16 protein-coding genes are annotated in these 19745 nt (G+C 39.7%); 10 read left to right on the forward strand and 6 right to left on the reverse strand.

The features are described 5' to 3' along the window. Positions 1-169: 169 nt before the first annotated feature. From QVO66_RS07700 to QVO66_RS07720, 6 genes are all read right to left on the reverse strand, one after another. On the reverse strand, positions 170-535 hold the full coding sequence (locus QVO66_RS07700) for a helix-turn-helix domain-containing protein (RefSeq protein ID WP_021854878.1): 366 nt from the start codon (positions 533-535) through the stop codon (positions 170-172). 24 nt (positions 536-559) lie between these two features. Further along, positions 560-694: a type II toxin-antitoxin system HigB family toxin gene (locus QVO66_RS13655; RefSeq protein ID WP_338142728.1), complete on the reverse strand. Its 135-nt coding sequence runs from the start codon at positions 692-694 to the stop codon at positions 560-562. A gap of 507 nt (positions 695-1201) precedes the next feature. Then, positions 1202-4021: a pectate lyase family protein gene (locus tag QVO66_RS07705; RefSeq protein ID WP_021854880.1), complete on the reverse strand. Its 2820-nt coding sequence runs from the start codon at positions 4019-4021 to the stop codon at positions 1202-1204. 7 nt (positions 4022-4028) lie between these two features. Continuing rightward, on the reverse strand, positions 4029-4397 hold the full coding sequence (locus QVO66_RS07710; RefSeq protein WP_021854881.1) for a hypothetical protein: 369 nt from the start codon (positions 4395-4397) through the stop codon (positions 4029-4031). A gap of 751 nt (positions 4398-5148) precedes the next feature. Next, positions 5149-5751 (reverse strand): LolA-like putative outer membrane lipoprotein chaperone, encoded by a 603-nt coding sequence (locus tag QVO66_RS07715; protein ID WP_021854882.1) that lies wholly within the window; start codon positions 5749-5751, stop codon positions 5149-5151. Positions 5752-5798: 47 nt separating this feature from the next. Next, a complete protein-coding gene (locus QVO66_RS07720) occupies positions 5799-8240 on the reverse strand; it encodes an FtsK/SpoIIIE family DNA translocase (RefSeq protein WP_021854883.1) in 2442 nt (813 codons plus the stop codon). 103 nt (positions 8241-8343) lie between these two features. Between QVO66_RS07720 and QVO66_RS07725 the strand changes: the two genes are divergently transcribed. The 10 genes from QVO66_RS07725 (at position 8344) to QVO66_RS07770 (ending at position 19233) form a co-directional block, all read left to right on the forward strand. After that, entirely contained in the window at positions 8344-8982 is a 639-nt protein-coding gene (locus QVO66_RS07725) for a 3'-5' exonuclease (protein WP_021854884.1), read from the forward strand. Further along, complete coding sequence (locus tag QVO66_RS07730; RefSeq protein ID WP_021854885.1) at positions 8975-10156, forward strand: class I SAM-dependent rRNA methyltransferase; 1182 nt, start codon at positions 8975-8977, stop codon at positions 10154-10156. The genes QVO66_RS07725 and QVO66_RS07730 overlap by 8 nt, the downstream gene beginning before the upstream one ends. Then, entirely contained in the window at positions 10146-11498 is a 1353-nt protein-coding gene (gene tilS, locus QVO66_RS07735) for a tRNA lysidine(34) synthetase TilS (protein WP_021854886.1), read from the forward strand. Before QVO66_RS07730 ends, tilS begins: the two co-directional genes overlap by 11 nt. A gap of 385 nt (positions 11499-11883) precedes the next feature. Continuing rightward, the gene (locus tag QVO66_RS07740; RefSeq protein WP_021854887.1) at positions 11884-12303 is read left to right on the forward strand and encodes a helix-turn-helix domain-containing protein; all 420 of its coding nucleotides are present in this window, start codon (positions 11884-11886) and stop codon (positions 12301-12303) included. Between the two features lie 20 nt (positions 12304-12323). Next, positions 12324-14285, forward strand: a complete 1962-nt coding sequence (locus QVO66_RS07745; RefSeq protein WP_021854888.1) for a dipeptidyl-peptidase 3 family protein — start codon at positions 12324-12326, stop codon at positions 14283-14285. 5 nt (positions 14286-14290) lie between these two features. Beyond that, on the forward strand, positions 14291-14911 hold the full coding sequence (locus tag QVO66_RS07750) for a DNA alkylation repair protein (RefSeq protein ID WP_288172734.1): 621 nt from the start codon (positions 14291-14293) through the stop codon (positions 14909-14911). 64 nt (positions 14912-14975) lie between these two features. Beyond that, complete coding sequence (locus QVO66_RS07755) at positions 14976-15503, forward strand: Fur family transcriptional regulator (protein ID WP_021854890.1); 528 nt, start codon at positions 14976-14978, stop codon at positions 15501-15503. Continuing rightward, a complete protein-coding gene (locus QVO66_RS07760; protein WP_021854891.1) occupies positions 15484-16758 on the forward strand; it encodes an adenylosuccinate synthase in 1275 nt (424 codons plus the stop codon). Before QVO66_RS07755 ends, QVO66_RS07760 begins: the two co-directional genes overlap by 20 nt. Before the next feature lie 112 nt (positions 16759-16870). Next, positions 16871-18238, forward strand: coding sequence for a histidine--tRNA ligase (gene hisS / locus QVO66_RS07765; protein ID WP_021854892.1), 1368 nt, complete (start codon positions 16871-16873; stop codon positions 18236-18238). 2 nt (positions 18239-18240) lie between these two features. Then, entirely contained in the window at positions 18241-19233 is a 993-nt protein-coding gene (locus QVO66_RS07770; protein ID WP_418874844.1) for a rhamnogalacturonan acetylesterase, read from the forward strand. Positions 19234-19745 lie beyond the last annotated feature (512 nt).

Here is a 19745-nt window from a genome sequence, read left to right on the forward strand (position 1 = left end):
TTTTTCTTTCTTTCCCCACTATTTATCGGGTGAGCCAAAATGTATACATTAGATGTTTTGTTGAACTTTCCATATACCCTCGATATAAATATGTTTTGTCACCTCAAGTTTTATGTAAGCACTTAGGTCGTTTCATGCATGTTCAACAATGACTTCAACAGTTCTCATATCAAACACCTAAAACAATATTAACATCAACATTCAGTTTCCGGCTAATTTCACGGGCTACCTTCAATGTGGGCTTGCATTTACCGGAAATATAATCATTCAAAAGGGGAGTGGTAACACCTATCAATTTAGCCAATGTTTTTGGGGTAAGCCCCATTTCATGCATATGGAATTTGAGAACATCAGCAAGTGAGGGTGCTCTCAATGCAAAATGTTTTTCCGAATACTCTGCAACAAGATTAGAAAGTAGTTCCAATTCTATACTGTTCGGGTCATCGAGAGGTGTTTTGTCTGTTATCAGTGGAAGTAACTCTTCAACTCTTTGTACAGCCCTGTCATATTGATCTTTTGTTTCTATCTTTGTCATATCTTTAAATTTTAGAGCAATCAACTATTTTATCATATTCTGCATGAGTGCCAATAAAGTGATTATAAACAGATTTTTAGTAAATATTATTGCTACAATCGGTCTGAAATTATTACCTTTAATATTGAAAACATAATGTTGTTTGTATACATAATCAATACTATTGCATGATCTTTTTTACATATGCAAAGCAAGTCTACTCGCTTCCCTTGTGACTGTTGTAGTACATTCTTTTAAAGCAACCTTTTTTATTAGGATACGTTTCTGTGTATTATTTTATAGCATATTATTTAAATATTTTCACTTAACTCACAATATTACCATATTGCAAAGGTAATAACAAAATTCTATTTTTTCAATATTTTATTCTAAATAATCGGATATGAATGACAATACCAAGAAAGATATTTTTTGTAAAATAAATGTTTTTGATTTTTATAAGTTAGTTATATTATTTCACGTGATATACCTATAATATAATTGTCTGTTTCCGTCTTTGTAGCTATTATTTTTTGAGATAGAATTTAAATTAAGTTATTACGTAAAGATTAATAGACCTATGAGGCATATAAAATAAAAGCGGACCTGATTTATGTCAGGTCCGCTTCAGATAGAATTTAATTGTCAATCAGATTTCACGTTATAATTAAAAATCAAGTTTAGGCTTTATTCAGCAATAGACGTTAATTTTATTAGGGCTACAGTGCAGCTGTCTGCCTTTGTTATTTTGTGGCTTCCTTGCTCTATTGTGGTCGTCAGGCTCTTAGAAGAGCTGTCGCCTTCAATTTTAACATCGTCAACTTTTATGTTGTATTTAGTGCTGCTCGAGCCAAAGTATATTGTCAGAGTCATCTTTTCAGTTGTAGAGAATGATATCTCTGTGCCTGACTCCATCTTAAGGCTGTTTGTATATGTAACACCATCTATTATAGTATCTTCTTTTCTGTAATTTTCTTTTGTTCCGGTCATTGTAATGGCGCTGTTAGACGGAGTGCCGTTTGTAAAGTCACAGATTATTTCACCCTCAACAGGTGTTTCTGTGTCACCCGGTTCTCCACCTGTTTCACCTCCGCCAGTTTCACCGCTAGAAGCATTTTCGTCTCCAAAGATGCCGATAAGTGATGACTTGTAGTTTGTAACAGCTTCTTTCAGTTCTTTATTGACGTTATAGTCTGTGTCGTCGATGCTGTTATTGAAGGTCCACTTGAAATCTCCGTGATTCATTCTTCCTGCACCATACCAGCCTGTGACCTCTGACGGTACATTTGCTGCTTCTACCGGTTCATAGTCATACATCAATGATGCATCGGTATCGAAGTTGTTATAAGAAGTTGCGCCCTGCAAGGTCTTTATGTCCTGCGGTACTTGCTCGTCTCTTGTTTTGGCTTCATATGCATCAAATTGTACATTGTCTTCCTGGTATGTCACATATTTATAATATTGTGTCTTTTCTGTTATGATGTTGCCGAATGACTTTATCATACCACCATCTTCGCCAGAGAATGTGCCTTTAGGGTCAGATGAAATGTCTGATCCTTGTTTGGATATGAGCATCGGACATTTTGTTGCTCTGAAATAGTTGCTTTCTACAAATACATTTGAGCCGGATGTTGCACCTACGCCATATTTGGAAATACCGTCGAAGTAGTTGTTCCATACATGTACAGACATCGTGCGGATACGCGGCATACGTGAGTCGCAGTGGTCAAACCAGTTGTTGTTGTAGCTTATATAGTTTGGTCCGCTCTCGCTTGTCATTCCGCATAATGACGATTTTCCGCTGTCGAAGAAATGGTTGCTTGATACGGTTATATACTGAGAATCGCCTTTGATGTCGATAGTGCCGTCGCCTTTAGCCTGATCTGAATCTCCTCCGGCCTGACCATAGAATAAGTCCAGATTGTGTATCCAGCAGTATTTGTTGTCCGTATCCAACGAAACACCATCATCCATGAAGTTTAATATGCCGAAGTTGCGCAGCTCTACGTTTACGGCATTGCGCAGAAGAAATCCGAAGCCGTTTATTGTTGCGTCTTCACCGATGCCTTCTATTGTTATATTCATTTCAACAGAATTGTTCTTGCCTTTTATTTGGAGTCCTTCGTTGCTCAACAATGCATCCATGTCAGTGTCTTTGATCATGCCGATGATTCTTACGCACAGCGGACGTGTCTCTTTTCCTTTTTGGTATGCGTTGAGTATTGCCTGCAGTCCCGTATAAGTCTGTTCCTTATCACCAATAACAGGACATGTTACAGTCTTTGCTGTATTTGCCGTAACGTATATTACGCGTGCGTTGGCTTTTAGCGTACCGTCTGCATTATATGCTCCCGGCGTATTGCCATTGAGGAAACAGAAACCTTCACGTTTATAGTTTATTACCTTTATTCCGGTAACTTCATTAGCTGCAGCATCTTGTTCTTTTTCTTCAATTACCGGAACAATCTTAAATGAATAATTGTCTGCAGCAATTAAGCCTGTTGCATCTGCCCGTCCGTATGTTCCATAGTTGCGTACCAGCTGGTCGTCCAGTTTTGTATATTCTTCGTATTGTCCACCTTTTACGTACACTATGTAAGACGAAGCATCTGCAAACGGCTCCCATTTTACGAAGGCTGATTCGTGCCATCCTTTTGACTCAAGAATCTTTACCTTTCCTTCCGGATTGTCAATGTCGCCTTCGCTGCCGCTGTCTTCTGCTTTTGCAAAGCTGATATTTTTTACAGTCTTTGTGTATGCGTCTGTCCATGTCCCGTTTACAGGGCTGACGTTTACTATGCCGTTGGCTCTGTCTATACTGACTTTTACTTCATCTGTATTATAATATTTAATGTCGTTGCTGGTCAGTGTCAGTCGCATTTGATTATTTTGGCTGTTGAGGCTTACAGAGTGGTCTGTTGTCGGTTCAGGTGTTGTTCCTTCGCCTTCTTTTTCAACAGATATCATATATATGTAAAGTCCTCCTGTGTTTGTCAGCGTTATGCTTCCGTCTTCGGTAACAGTGCCTATGTTTACCTGATCGTCAAGACTTGTGCTGTTAAAAAATCCTGACTCAGGAGTAATGTTTGTCACATTGAGTCCTCTTTTTTCTGTTTTTGAACTTGTCTTGCATTTAACAGTTATCTTAGAGCCTTTTTCAAGGTTGTCTATCGTTATTGTTGACACTTTATTCAATGTAAGGCATTGTTTCTTTATATCCACTCGAATGGCATCTGATGTTTCAGCCGTGAATATGATATTCTGTGTAAATATCAGTTCTGTGCCGTTAGCTTTTAATGTTTCAGAGTTTAATGCCTTATTGTTCGAATATCTGTCATTTGTGGCATCATATGTCCAGTTTTCAGTATCGGCAGACAGATTTGTCCTGTCTGTACTGCTTACACCTTCCTCTTGAAAGTCCCATGTCTGAGCAACTGCATCAGTAGTAAAAAATGGCATAAGGCATATGAGGAATGCCGTAATTATTGTTGAGTATATGTTTTTCATGATAAAATTATTTTATGACTGTCTTTTTTCCATTAATAATATACACGCCTTTGTTAAGGGCATTGGCATCTTTGCCCATGTATTGTCCGTTAAGGTTGTAGACTTTTGACTTTCCGGAATTGTCCATAGATGTAATATTTGTTATTCCGGTTGTGTTTTCATAGCTTAAGGAGATGCTGACCTTCGACATGTCTTCTGTCAGTGAAGTGTTGTCGTCAAATTGAAGTGTTACGTTGTTCCCATTGAAAGTCAGATTGCTTACGAATTTGTCGATTTCAGTTCCGTTTATTATAACGGTTTGTTCTGTTTCTGCATACATTGTTCCTCCTGACAATAATGCCATCAGGAACATACATAAAAATGTTTTCCTTTTCATTATTTAAGTTTTTAAATAGTTTGTAGATTATTCCTCGACAAATATAAATATTAAATCCTTTAAATATAGACTATATAACTTAAAAATATGATTTTTTATTATTAATTTACGTATTTTATGCATACTCATTTTCTTTAGGTCTTTATGCCCAAATCAGGCATCAGGCTTGTGTATTAATTCTGTTAGTAAATAGATTCTTTTATCCGTCATTTGTTATCCTATGTCGTCTTGTCATCTGTTTCTCTTAAATATAGTCAGCTATGCCAGCTAAAATGCAGGTGATAATATTATAATGAAAAAGTCAATGATTTACGCATAAAAAAGCAGTGACTTTTGATGCAAAAGTGGCCGAGTTACGAGGCGTAACTCAGCCACTAACAGTTTGAAAGATAATTGCTGCTGTTTGCTTAATGTAATTGCTGATAGGGTGCGGCAGATGTTTAATGTGAAATAAAATGGGGCAGATTTGTTACGGATTTTATGGGCTTTATATTTTCTGGGGCAGAAAGCTATCCGAGTGCATGTAAAGAAGACAATATCGTACTTAAAAACATCTAGTTAGAACGCTGTGTGTGGATTAATCTTGTATACGAGTTTTATTAAGGATTGTATGTTGATAATGCAAAATGAAGTCCGGCAGTGTTTTATCAACTCCAATAAAAACACTGCCGGATTATGATTATTCTTAAATTCTTTTTAAGCTGGTATCTTTCAGAACTTTGATTTATTCCTGTTATGGTAAATAACTTTTCTATCTTAGGTCTATTATTTCAGCGTTAGGAAAATCTTTTGAATTGAAACGGAATGTGGCGTCACTGATATTTTTTGCTTTAAAGTTTGAAACTTTTATTGTCGTCCATCCGTTGCTCTGACGCATCTTTATTGTTTGCGGATAATAATTCTTGTTTATCGTTATATACATTTCTTTTATTGTCCGTTTTTGATTTTGTGCGTAAAGATGTATTTGCCATCCGCCTGCAACGTTTTTCATGCCGAGATTGAATCCGTTTTTATAGATATTGATGAATTTATATGGATTCATTGATTGCTGCTGTGCTTCAGTAGGCGTGCTTATATTTACCTCCTGATTCTTTTTCATGTATGTCCATTGTGTCTTTCCGTCATACCATACAATGGCCTGAGAAGTACGTGCATTAAATTTGTTTCCCTTTATCGCAATAGTGCCGGACGTATTTCCGTATTTTCCGCTTATAGTGAAGTTGGCACTTGCTCCGCTTTTGCGTCCTACTACGGCTGCAGTCTTGTCGAGTATCTTTCGTGCTTGCGCTGCATTTTGTGCATGCATGCCAACTGCCAATGTAAACAAAAGTATTAGCAAACAAAACTTTTTCATAATTGTGCTTCCTGTTTGAATTGTTATTCTAAATTAATGTTCAAATACTATTTTCGTAATGCAGACAGAAGATTTTCAAGACTGTTCTCGTCCTGTATCAATACTTCACGTGGTTTGCTGCCTTGTGCCGCACCAACGATTCCGGCCTTTTCCATCTGGTCCATCAGTCTGCCCGCACGGTTATATCCGATTGAGAAACGGCGCTGAATCATGCTTGTTGAACCTTGCTGGCTTAACACTATTGTACGTGCTGCTTCTTCAAACAGAGGGTCAAGACTGTGCATCTCAAGCGATCCGCCTTTGCCTGAGTCTGAACCTTCGTCTGTGGTCGGCTCTGGCAGTTCCATCGGCTCTATCGGACCTGGCTGCTGTTTGATATATTCATTTATTCTTTCTATTTCAGGTGTATCTACAAATGCGCACTGCACTCTGACAGGCTCGTTTCCGTTGAGGAACAACAAGTCGCCTCGTCCAATGAGCTGATTGGCTCCAGGACGGTCAAGTATTGTACGCGAGTCAATCATCGAACTTACTCTGAAAGCCATTCTGCCAGGGAAGTTAGCCTTGATGTTTCCTGTGATGATAGATGTTGTCGGGCGTTGTGTTGCAATCACCATGTGTATGCCGACCGCACGTGCAAGCTGTGCAATACGTGCAATAGGCATTTCTATTTCTTTGCCGGCAGTCATGATTAGGTCTCCGAACTCGTCGATAATAACAACGATATATGGCATGTATTCATGACCGTCTGTAAGTCGCAGCTGGTGGTTGACATACTTTTTGTTATATTCTTTAATGTTCTTTGCACCGGCTAGTTTAAGCATGTCATATCTGTAGTCCATGAGCTTGCACAGGCTGTTCAGCGTGCGTATAACCTTGGTGACGTCAGTTATTATTGCATCTTCATTGTCATCAGGAATTTTTGCCATGAAATGGTCTGCAATAGGCATGTACATGCTGAACTCAACCTTTTTAGGGTCTATCAGCACAAATTTCAATTCGTTCGGATGTTTCTTATATAGCAATGAAGTAATTATGGCATTTAGTCCAACTGATTTACCCTGTCCGGTAGCACCGGCAACCAGCAAGTGGGGCAGTTTTGTAAGGTCTGCCATAAATACCTCGTTAGTTATGGTCTTTCCTATGGCAATAGGCAAGTCCATGGTTGTCTCTTGAAAGCGTTTTGAATTTAATATGCTTTCCATAGAGACAATGTTCTTCTGTGCGTTAGGCACCTCTATTCCGACCGTGCCTTTGCCTGGTATAGGCGCTATGATACGTATGCCGAGCGCGGCAAGGCTCAAGGCGATGTCGTCTTCAAGGTTTCTTATCTTTGATATCTTTACGCCTTCGGCAGGGGTTATCTCATACAATGTGATTGTAGGACCAACCGTAGCCGTGATGGTCTTTATCTGTACTCCGAAATTGTTCAGCACCTCAACAATACGGTTTTTATTAGCCGTCTGTTCCTTCATGTCGATGTACGGCTTGCCGTCATTCTCGTATTTCTTCAGCAAATCGAGCGTCGGATATTTATACTTCGTCCAAGGCTCTTTCGGATTGATGGGCGTATTGATATTGCTGCTGCCAGATACGTCTTTCGAGTCTGCCAGGTTCTCTTTCTCGGGTATAATTATCTTGAGGTCGTTAGTGCTTGGAGCTTGTTTTATTTCTTTAGCTGTCTCAACCTTGGTTTCTTCTGCTTGCTCTTCTTGTTTTATTACAGCTTCTCCGTTGTCACCAAATTCAACCCTTTGTGTCTGCGGATCGTCAAATACAGTAGGGTCTTCAAGGGTTTCAATAGGTTTAGACTTATTGGCTTTTCCCTGATTGTTGGTGATGTCGAATTTCACTTTGTTTGATATGCTGTTCACGGGATTCAGAATTTTTCGTACAACCGTGATGGTTTCTTTACTTAGGTAAGTAAGGAATATGATAGCCGTTAAAAGGAGGATGGCTGTCAGTCCAGGCGCTCCTACAAGATTCTCTATCCATTGATTGCAGAACTGGCCGTGGTCGCCTCCGGGATTAAACACCTGGCTTCCCATGATAGGTGTCAATATTTCTGCAAATGTTATAGAAAGCCAAAGCATAGATATGCCAAGGCAAAAGAAACATTTAATCAGGTTGAAGTTATATGCCCGTACAAGTTTCAGTCCTGCCATGCCCATGAATACCGGAACAATAAAGGCAGAAAGGCCAAAGCATCTTGAAATAAAGAAATATGAAACGAAAGCTCCGAACGGGCCGCAGCTGTTCTGAAATGCTCTGTTTGAATTAAATATCTCTCCTGGCCTTAAATCTAATACCAAGCTTTGGTCGTTTTGGCCAGTAGAAAAGAATGATATAAATGCTATGATTATGTAAATGGATAAAAATATCAGAATGATTCCTACCGTAAAATTAATAAAGTCATTTTGAAAAATATTTTTAAATCCTACTACCTCACTTAATGATTTGTTCGTGTTCGTATTTTTTTTCTTAGCCATCAGTGTATTTAGAATATTTTATTTGCAAAAGTAATTGAAAATTGCCAAATCAAGCTATAAAATCACCTTTTTTTTATATTTTTGCAAACTGTAATTTTTGCAAATGAGAAAAATCATATACAATAAGTTTGATAAGCATGACATAACAGCTTTGCCGAAAGTGCTGTTCTCCGGACGTATCATTGTTATAAATACTGCTGCGGAGGCAGAGAAGGCTGTTGACTATCTGATGTCTCAAAAAATATTGGGGATAGATACGGAGACAAGGCCTTCGTTTAAAAAGGGGCAGACGCATAATGTAGCATTGCTTCAGGTGTCAACTCATGACACGTGTTTTCTTTTCAGATTGAATCTTACAGGTATAACTCCGGCTATAATCCGTCTGCTTGAAGATCCTTCAATTCCGAAGATTGGCTTGTCGTTGCGCGACGATATAAATTCATTGCATAAGCGTGCCGATTTTCATCCGGGGAATTTCATTGATTTGCAGAAGCATGTCTGCGAACTTGGAGTGGAGGATTTGAGCTTGCAAAAGCTATATGCTAATTTCTTCCATCAGAAAATCAGTAAGTCGGTAAGGCTTAGTAACTGGGAGTCGGATGTGCTTAGCGACAGACAGAAACTATATGCCGCCACCGATGCGTGGGCATGTATAAATATATATGAAGAGTTGTGCCGGCTGGAAAAGACCGGAGATTATGAGTTGGTAAAAATAGAAGAAAATAAGGAGACAGATGTATAAGAACATATATTTAAAGAAAGGTAAGGAAGACAGTCTTAAGCGTTTTCATCCTTGGGTGTTTTCTGGTGCGATAGCGCATATGGACGATGGAATAGAGGAGGGTGACATTGTAAGAGTCATCACTCAGTCGGGCGCTTTCATTGCTTTGGGGCATTATCAGATTGGAAGCATCGCTGTGCGTGTGCTTTCATTTCAGGATATAGCTATTGATGATGACTTCTGGAAACAGCGCCTGGCGGCTGCGTTGCTCATGCGTCAGTGTGCCGGTATTGCAGACAATCCTGAAAACAATACGTTCAGGCTTGTACATGGTGAAGGCGACAATCTTCCGGGATTGGTTATTGACTGCTATGGCAAGACTGCAGTCATGCAGGCTCATAGTGTTGGTATGCATGTGTGCCGTAATGTCATAGCCCGCCAGCTGGTTGAGGTTATGGGCAACCGCATAGAGAATGTCTTTTATAAGAGTGAGACAACATTGCCGTTTAAGGCTGACCTCGGACAGGAAAACGGGTTTATATATGGGGGTAGTGATGACAATGTTGCTGTTGAAAATGGCCTTAAGTTTCATGTTGACTGGCTAAAAGGTCAGAAGACAGGATTCTTTGTTGACCAGCGTGAAAACAGAAGATTGCTTGAGCATTACGCAAAAGGCAAAACTGTCTTGAATATGTTCTGTTATACAGGCGGTTTCTCTTTCTATGCCATGCGAGGCAATGCTAAGGCCGTTCATTCAGTAGACAGCAGTGCCAAGGCGATAGAACTGACTAATGCCAATGTGGAACTGAACTTTCCCGGCGACAAGCGTCATCAGGCTTTTTGTGAGGATGCATTCAAGTTTCTTGATGCCGCAAAAGACAAATATGACCTGATAATACTCGATCCTCCTGCTTTTGCCAAGCATAGGGCTGCATTGCATAATGCGCTTAAAGGATATACAAGACTTAATGTGAAGGCATTTGAGAAGATAAAGAGTGGTGGTATCCTGTTTACGTTCAGCTGTAGTCAGGTCGTGACAAAGGATAATTTCAGAAATGCCGTGTTTACGGCGGCTGCATTGGCAGGTCGTAATGTCAGGATCTTGCACCAGTTGCATCAGCCGGCCGACCATCCAATAAACATATATCATCCTGAAGGCGAATATCTAAAGGGACTGGTTCTTTATGTTGAGTAATGGTTTCCTAAAAAGAATATCAGATTTTATTAAAGACCGTCAGTTACTTAGTAAGGACGGAAAATATATAGTTGCGCTGTCGGGAGGTGCCGACAGCGTTACTTTGGCTTTGGCTCTTTGTGGATTGGGCTACAAGGTTGAGGCTGCTCATTGCAATTTTCATCTGCGTGGTGAAGAATCAGACCGTGATGAAAATTTCTGTGTCGAGTTTTGCCGGCAGAATGGCATAGAGCTTCATAGAGCTCATTTTGATACAGTGTCTTATTCAAAGTTGCGTAAAGTAAGCATAGAGATGGCTGCCCGAGATCTCAGGTATTCTTACTTTTCACAGCTTAAGCGTGACATCTGCGCCGATGCTATATGTGTTGCGCATCATCAGGATGATTCTGTTGAGACCGTATTGATGAATCTTATCCGTGGTACAGGTATAGACGGACTTACTGGTATCTCTCCGAAAAACGGTGACATAGTGCGTCCGCTATTGTGCGTTTCAAGAGCTGATATCGAAAACGAGCTTTGTGCCGCAGGGCAGGATTATGTAACTGACAGTACGAATCTGGTTGATGATGTTGTCAGAAATAAAATCCGTCTGGACATTCTTCCGCTTATGAGGCAGATAAATCCTTCTGTTGGAAACAGCATTGCCAAGACAGCCATGCGTATGGAAGAGGTCGCTCGAGTTTTTGGTTCTGCTATCAGTGAGGCTGCCGGGCGTGCAGTTACATATAATAATAAAGGTGAGGCAAAAATATCACTGGATATACTTTCTTCAGGACCGTCTCCTGAGAATGTGCTGTTTCATATTTTAAAGAACTATTCTTTTGCCCCGTTGCAGATAGAACAGATTTATTCTTCATTGAACTCTGGGCCTGGCACAGAATTTCGTTCATCTACCCACGCTCTGCTTATCGACCGTAAATATATTTTCATTGAACCATTGTCTGACGAAGGACAAAGGAGGTTTGTTATACCTGAGACAGGAACTTATGTATATGATGAGTCTTCTAAGTTTCGGGTAGAGATTATAGATAACGGGTCGGATGTAGAAATTGTACGAGACAGAAATTGCTTTTTTGCAGATTTGTCTAAGGTTGCTTTTCCGCTTATTGTGCGCAGGGCCTCTACCGGTGACAGATTCATTCCTTTCGGGATGAATGGCTCCAAGTTGGTAAGTGATTATTTGACAGATCGCAAGTTTAATTTGTTTGATAAACGCCGTCAGCTTGTTATAACTGATTCGGACGAAAAGATAATATGGCTCGTAAACCAGAGACCTGACAACAGATGCAGGGTTTCTGATACAACGAAGAAAATACTTAAGATTACATATACCGGCTGTTAAGCCGGTTTTTTTTATTTTTGATAAAGTTCTTTTCTTCATGATTTGCGTAGCGCACGTAACATCTTGATATACAGTGTTTTGTAAAAGAATATCTTTTGGCTGGCAAAAGATGCCCTTTCACCTCGTAAAAGGTCGCATTTTATAAGCCAAAAGCAGGCATAACATCAAGCATTAGTCAAATCCTAGTTTTGTATATTATCAGTTTACTGTTTTCGTGAAAGGCATTTATTGTATTCACAGATAATGTTTAAATGCAATTTTTATTAAAATAAGCCATTTATCAATCTGTTTGCTGAAAAAATATTACCTTTGCATTAATATGAACAGGCAGAATGAAAATTCTGCGATAAAATGTCTTTAGTAGGAAATATTAAAAGTTTAAGGTATGGTAAAGTATAACGTGAATTTTGACAATTATAAGAAGGACGCTGCATATCGTTCGCTTATAAGTCCAAAATTGGTCAGTGAGTTGAAAGTAAAGATTGTCAGGATTATCGTAAAAAAGAAAAAATATAAAGACAAAGAATATTCGGCCAAGCGTCTAGCTGAAGAACTTGAAACCAATACTAGGTATATATCTGCCGTGGTTAATATATGCTTCAACATGAATTATACGTCATGGGTAAATAAGTATCGCATAGAAGATGCCAAGGCTTTGCTTACTGACAAAAAGCATAAAAAGCTTAAAATGGAGGAAGTGAGTGATTTGGTTGGTTTTTCAAACAGACAGTCTTTTTATGCGGCGTTCTATAAATACACAGGTGTTACGCCGCGAAAGTATAAGTTAGATAATTCGGAAAAATAACGTAACATATTAATGCTGCAATGAGAAATACTCAATTTTCATATACCGACGAACGTTTTGCGGATATACTGATGCTCAGGTATAAACTTGACAACTTCAGCTCTTTGTCGCTGAGGCAGAAAAAGCTAGTGTATTATTTGTCTGAGGCCGCGCTTTATGGCCGTGACATAACTTTTGATCAGTTTGGCCGGTATAATCTGAAAATACGCAAGGTGTTTGAGCAGATATACCTTAATTATAAAGGTGACAGAACTGCTGATGAGTTTAAGGAACTTGTTGTGTATCTGAAGCGGGTATGGTTCTCTAGCGGCATATACCATCATTACGGATGCGATAAATTTGTTCCTGGTTTTTCTGAAGCATTTTTTATAGATGCTGTTAAATCTGTTGATGGCAGTTTGCTGCCTTTAGACGAAGGACAGACGGTGGATGGATTATGTGAAGAACTTCTGCCGATAATTTTTGATCCTGATGTCATGCCTGTAAAGGTGAATAAAAAGGACGGTTTCGATTTGGTTGAAACTTCAGCATGCAACTTCTATGATGGTGTAACACAGCGTGAAGTTGAAGAGTATTATGCTTCAAAGAAAAATCCAGACGATAAGGAGCCTTTGTCATATGGACTGAATACTACAGTGAAAAAATGTGATGGACGGGTTGTTGAAGAGGTTTGGAGAATTGGAGCAAAATATGGCGCAGCAATAGAGAAAATTGTATATTGGCTCGAAATGGCTTCAACTGTGGCTGAAAATGATAAGCAGCGCAGTGTAATTGATGCTTTGATTAAATATTACAAGTCGGGCGATTTGGCGGATTTTAATGAATATTGCATTAAATGGGTTGATGAAAAAGAATCTGCCGTTGATTTTATTAATGGGTTTATTGAGGTTTATGACGATCCGCTCGGAATGAAAGGCACTTGGGAAGGTCTTGTTGAATACCGTGATGTAGAAGGAACAAGGCGGACCAGAGTCATTAGCGATAACGCTCAATGGTTTGAAGACCATTCGCCTGTTGATTCTCGTTTTAAGAAACAGCAGGTAAAGGGTGTGTCTGCAAATGTAATATGTGCGGCAACTCTCGGCGGAGGTGAATACCCTTCAACGGCCATAGGCATAAACCTTCCTAATGCAGACTGGATTAGAGCAAGCCATGGAAGCAAGAGCGTTACGATAAGTAATATCATATCGGCTTATAATGAAGCATCACGCGGTAATGGCTTTGACGAAGAGTTTGTCATTGACGAAGAGACAATAAAACTTATAAGACAGTATGGAGATATATGTGACATCATACATACTGACCTGCATGAATGTCTCGGACATGGTAGCGGACAATTGTTGCCCGGTGTTGATCCTGACTCTCTGAAAGCATACGGCAATACTATTGAAGAGGCGCGTGCTGATTTGTTCGGATTGTATTATGCAGCAGATGAAAAGTTGGTTGAATTGGGCCTGATGCCTGATGCAGAAGCTTATAAGGCAGAGTATTATTCATATATGATGAATGGACTTCTCACTCAGCTTGCACGCATTAAAAAAGGCAATTGTATAGAGGAGGCCCATATGCGTAACCGTGCCCTGGTTGCACGTTGGTGTTATGAAAAAGGACGTGAGGGCAATGTTGTAGAGCTTGTGCGTCAAAACGGGAAAACTTATGTGCGTATAAACGATTATGAGCAACTCCGCAATCTGTTTGCAGCCTTGCTAGCTGAAATTCAACGCATAAAGAGCGAGGGTGATTATGCTGCAGCCCGGGACATAGTCGAGAATTATGCTGTGAATATTGATCCGGTTTTGCATGATGAAATATTGTGCAGATATAATAGTCTGGGCATACCTCCTTATAAAGGATTCATAAATCCGGTACTTATGCCTGTTACTGATTGTGATGGTAAAATAATGGACATAACTGTTGATTATTCTGAAACTTACGAGCATCAGATGTTGCGTTACAGCAGAGATTACTCCACATTGATTTGATAAATATGAAACAGGAAACACAAGACAAACTGAAACAAATTAAACAGCGTTTCAGATTGATGATGAACGGCATGGCTTCTCAGTCAATGCGCGAGAAAGGACTTGGGTATAGCATAAACTGGGGCATATCTCTGCCTGCCTTGAAAACACTGGCAGAAGAGTATGGCAAAGACTATGACTTGGCCATCGAACTGTGGAAAGAGAACATTCGCGAATGTAAGATTCTTGCTACATTAATTATGCCACCGGCGGATATGAAAGCTGATTTGGCCAGCCTTTGGGTGTCGCAGATTCCAAATCAGGAAGTTGCAGCTATGGTGGCCTTCAATCTGTTTCAGTATATAGACGGCGCGAAAGACCTCGCGTTCAAATGGCTTGCGTCAGCGAGTGAGCTAGAGCAGATGTGTGGTTATAACATCTTGTCACGGCTTTTTATGCGTGGAGAGGTGCTTGATTCACGAGAGATAAATGAGCTTTTTGATCAGGCCAAAACTGCTCTTGAAGGTGGAAGTGTGTCACTGCAGCATACAGTTGTAAATATGTTGTCACATTTTTGTACTATTTCCGACGAGTATAATAAAATAACAAAATCTGCCTTCAAATCATACGATTTAGATATTTTTTGATGTTTTGTACGGCTAATACGGAATTTTGTTGTATTTTTGTCGGACAATCCGGAGTATGGATAAAATGAAAAATAATTGTAGCGACGCAGTAAGGGAGATTCTGGACAACTATTTGGAACAGAACAATTATCGCAAAACCCCTGAACGATTTGCGATTCTCGATGCGGTGTATAGCTTCAATTCTTATTTTTCAATACAAGAACTTAGCGACAGGCTGATAGAACGATGCTTTCCCGTTAGCAGAGCTACGCTTTACAATACGGTAAGGCTGTTGATGAGTTTACGACTTGTTATATGTCTGAGACTGCAGGACGGTATACGCTATAAGGCGTGTTACTCGGATAATCACTGCACTCAGGTCTGTACTGTTTGCGGAAAGGTTACAGAGATAAAAATACCCGAGATTGCAGATGTAATTGACAGAACGCATTTGAGGCGCTTTCGCAAAGAAGGCTTCTCAATGCATATTTATGGTGTATGCAGCACCTGTCAGGCAATGCTTACGCGCTTGAAAAATAAAGAGAATACTGAAAAACAGGAGAATATAAATAAAAACAAATATATTAGTAAATATGGAAAAAGGCAAAGTTGATGTATTGCTAGGTTTGCAGTGGGGTGATGAAGGCAAAGGCAAGGTTGTTGATGTGCTTACGCCTCATTACGATGTGATTGCAAGATTTCAGGGCGGTCCTAACGCAGGACACACTCTCGAGTTTGAAGGCGAAAAGTATGTCCTTAGAAGTATTCCTTCTGGCATTTTCCAGGGTGGCAAGATTAACATTATTGGTAATGGTGTAGTACTTGCTCCGGATTTGTTTATGGATGAGGCTAAAGACTTGGAGAAAAGCGGTCATCCTTTGAAAGAGAGACTTTATATATCAAAAAAAGCCCATCTTATTATGCCAACTCACAGACTGTTGGATGCAGCCTATGAACAGGCTAAAGGAAAAAACAAAGTAGGAACAACAGGCAAAGGCATCGGTCCTACATATACAGATAAGGTTTCGCGCAACGGACTTCGTGTGGGTGATATATTTGATAATTTTGAAGAAAAATATAATGCTCATAAGGCACGTCATGAGCAGATTTTGAAATCGCTTAATTATACTGACTATGATATTTCTGATGTAGAAAAGAAATGGATGGAAGGTATAGAATATATCCGTCAGTTCCATATTGTAGATTCTGAACATGTAATTAATAAAATCTTAAAGTCTGGTCAGAATATATTATGTGAAGGTGCTCAGGGTACAATGCTTGATGTCGACTTCGGCAGCTATCCTTTTGTAACGTCTTCTAACACTATCTGTGCAGGAGCTTGCATCGGACTGGGAATTGGCCCTAACAGAATTGGAGAAGTGTATGGCATAATGAAGGCTTATTGTACACGTGTTGGTGCCGGACCGTTCCCGACAGAATTGTTTGATGAGACAGGAAGTCTTATAAGGCAGCTTGGTCATGAGTATGGAGCTGTTACCGGACGTGAGCGCAGATGCGGATGGATTGACCTTGTTGCGCTGCGTTATTCTATTATGGTTAATGGAGTCACTCAGTTAATCATGATGAAGAGCGACGTGCTTGATGGCTTTGATACAATAAAGGCATGTGTAGCTTATAAACGCAATGGTGAGACCTTGACAGATTTCCCCTATAATATAGAGGAAGGTATCGAGCCTGTTTATAAGGAACTTAAGGGATGGAAGGCCGACATGACAAAGATGACCAGTGAGGAAGAGTTCCCGCAGGAATTTAAGGATTATATCAAATTCCTTGAAACAGAACTTGAAACTCCTATTAAGATTATCTCAATAGGTCCGGATCGTGCCCAGACAATAGTTAGAAAATAATACGTATAATTTCGTCCCAAGGATTGAGAATTTGTGGTGTGGATAATTGATGTTTTCAATATCCAGATTCATCATTCTCAATTCTTGGGCTTTATCTTAAATAAAGACAGATATGAACAAACCATCAATACCTAAGGGTACACGTGACTTTTCCCCGTTGGAAATGTCAAAGCGCAATTATATTTTTGATACAATAAGGTCTGTTTTCGCTCTTTATGGTTTTAAGCAGATTGAAACTCCGGCCATGGAAACGTTGCAGACATTGCTTGGAAAGTATGGTGAGGAGGGCGATAAACTTCTTTTCAAGGTGCTAAATAGTGGAGATTATTTGAGCAAGATTGATCGAGAGGAACTTGTCAATGGGAATCCGTTGCATTTGGCTTCAAAATTATGTGAGAAAGGTTTGCGATATGACCTGACCGTTCCTTTTGCCCGTTTTGTCGTTATGCACAGGGATGAGTTGCAGTTGCCGTTCAAGCGTTATCAGATTCAGCCTGTATGGCGTGCAGACCGTCCTCAGAAGGGTAGGTATCGTGAATTCTATCAGTGTGATGCAGATGTTGTCGGCAGTGATTCGTTGCTCAATGAGATTGAATTGATGCAGATTATCGATACAGTGTTTACACGTTTTGGCGTGCGTGTTCAGATAAAAATCAACAATCGTAAAATATTAACTGGAATAGCTGAATATATCAACGAGGCTGATAAAATAGTGCCTATTACTGTTGCTATTGATAAACTGGAAAAAGTTGGCCTTGATAATGTAAATGCTGAACTTGCAGAAGATGGACTCAGTAAAGAGGCCATTGAAAAGCTACAGCCGGTGATATCACTCAGCGGCAGCAATGAAGAGAAATTGGATGTTATAAGCAATATCCTCAAAGATTCAGAAATAGGAACAAAGGGTGTTGAAGAGCTTCGTTATATATTCGGCGTACTTGACAAGTCTAATCTTAAGAATGAGGTACAGTTTGATTTGACTCTTGCAAGAGGTCTTAATTATTATACAGGAGCAATCTTTGAGGTTAAGGCACTTGATGTTCAAATCGGAAGTATTACAGGCGGAGGACGTTACGATAATCTTACAGGCATCTTCGGTATGCCAGGTTTGAGTGGTGTAGGAATCTCTTTTGGTGCAGACAGAATTTTCGATGTCCTTAATGCATTGGATCTTTATCCAGAAAACGCAATGAGCGGAACTCGTCTGATGTTCATTAACTTCGGGGAAAAGGAAATGGCGTATTGTTTGCCTATTGCTGCCAAAGCCCGTGAGAACGGCATTGCTACTGAGATATATCCTGATGCAGCAAAGATGAAAAAGCAGATGAACTATGCTAATAACTGCAATGTTCATTATGTGGCTATTGCAGGTGAAAATGAGATAAATGAGAATAAGATAACTTTGAAGAACATGTTGACAGGTGAGCAGCGTCTGGTTGATGCTGATGAACTTGTGTCAATCGTTAAATCTGGACAGTGATTATGGGTAGAATAAAATATTTTCTTGTCCTTCTCCTGTGTGTGTTGTCACTATCTGCATATAAGAAAAATGAAAAAATTACAATCTTTATGATAGGTGATTCCACTATGGCTAATAAGGATATTAGTGGTGGAAAGATGGAGCGAGGATGGGGAATGATGCTCAAAAATTTCTTCACTGAGGACGTAATTGTTGATAATCATGCACTTAATGGGCGTTCTTCAAAAAGTTTCATTAGTGAGGGTCATTGGCAGAAGGTCGTGGAAAAAATAAAGCCTGGAGATTATGTCTTTATTCAGTTTGGGCATAATGATGAGAAAGACGATCCTAAACGACACACTGATCCTGGAACAACTTTCGATGAAAACTTGCGCAAGTTTGTTAAGGAAACAAGGATGAGAGGCGGCATTCCTGTTTTATTTAATAGTGTAGTAAGGCGAATCTTTACAAATAGTAAAACAGCTGTTGCTGATGATGATACCCGTTCTAATTCGTCAGCTGATTTGGTTGAGGGTGATACATTGGTAGATACTCACGGTGACTATCTTTTGTCTCCTCGTAATGTTGCGCGTGAGTTGAATGTGCCTTTTGTGGATGCAAATAAGATTACACATGATTTGGAACAGGGGCTAGGGCCGGATAAATCCAAAAAACTGCATATGTGGTATCTACCTAATGAAGTTCCTTCATTGCCAAAGGGGCGTCAAGACAATACTCACTATAATGTTTATGGTGCGTATGTTGTTGCCGGATTACTTGCTGATGCCGTTTCTGATGCTGTTCCAGAACTTAAACAATATCGTTGCAAGTATGATGCTTCAGTTGCAAAAGATGGAAGTGGATTGTATTTTGATCTGCAAACGGCTGTAGATTATGTTCCTTCTGGTGTTAAGACAACTATCTTGGTAGGTGAGGGAAAGTGGAAGAAACCTGTAGCCGGTAAAGATAAGAAGATAGAATATATAATGAGGCAAGGGGCTAGTTTCATAAAATAGTTGATTATAATTATTACATTATGATCTGAACTTCAGAACCTTATTATATAAGTAATACTACGGTAAATATTTGTAACCTAGATTGTTATTGGGGTATTTGCAAATATTTACCGCTTTTTATTTTATTATCACGCAATTCTTCATGCTTATTCTTTTTTCAAAAGTTATGCTTTTGCGTTCCGTTTTGTATCCTTTTAGCGTGTAAAAGGTATGCTTTTGTCTCCTAAAAGGTGCCCTTTTGCAGATGGCTGGATGATATATATGTTTTGCACCTGGCATAAAGCCGGCTTTAAATGCCTATAACGTCCATTCTGTCAGTATTTTATGGCGTTGCTGACTGCCAGTATGGCTTGCCGCACAGCCTTGCATTTATCCTGCCGTTCATGAATATATCTGCTCCATGACAGGCCTGCCCGTAGCATCGGCTGTCGTAACCGGCATCCGGCCGGCTGTTTTCTTCCTTTGGGATTCAAACACCTTTAAATTCTGCCATCGGTCTTTGGTTTTTGCCA

This window comes from Prevotella sp. CAG:255, assembly GCF_000431195.1.
Taxonomy (GTDB): Bacteria; Bacteroidota; Bacteroidia; order Bacteroidales; family Bacteroidaceae; genus Prevotella; species Prevotella rara.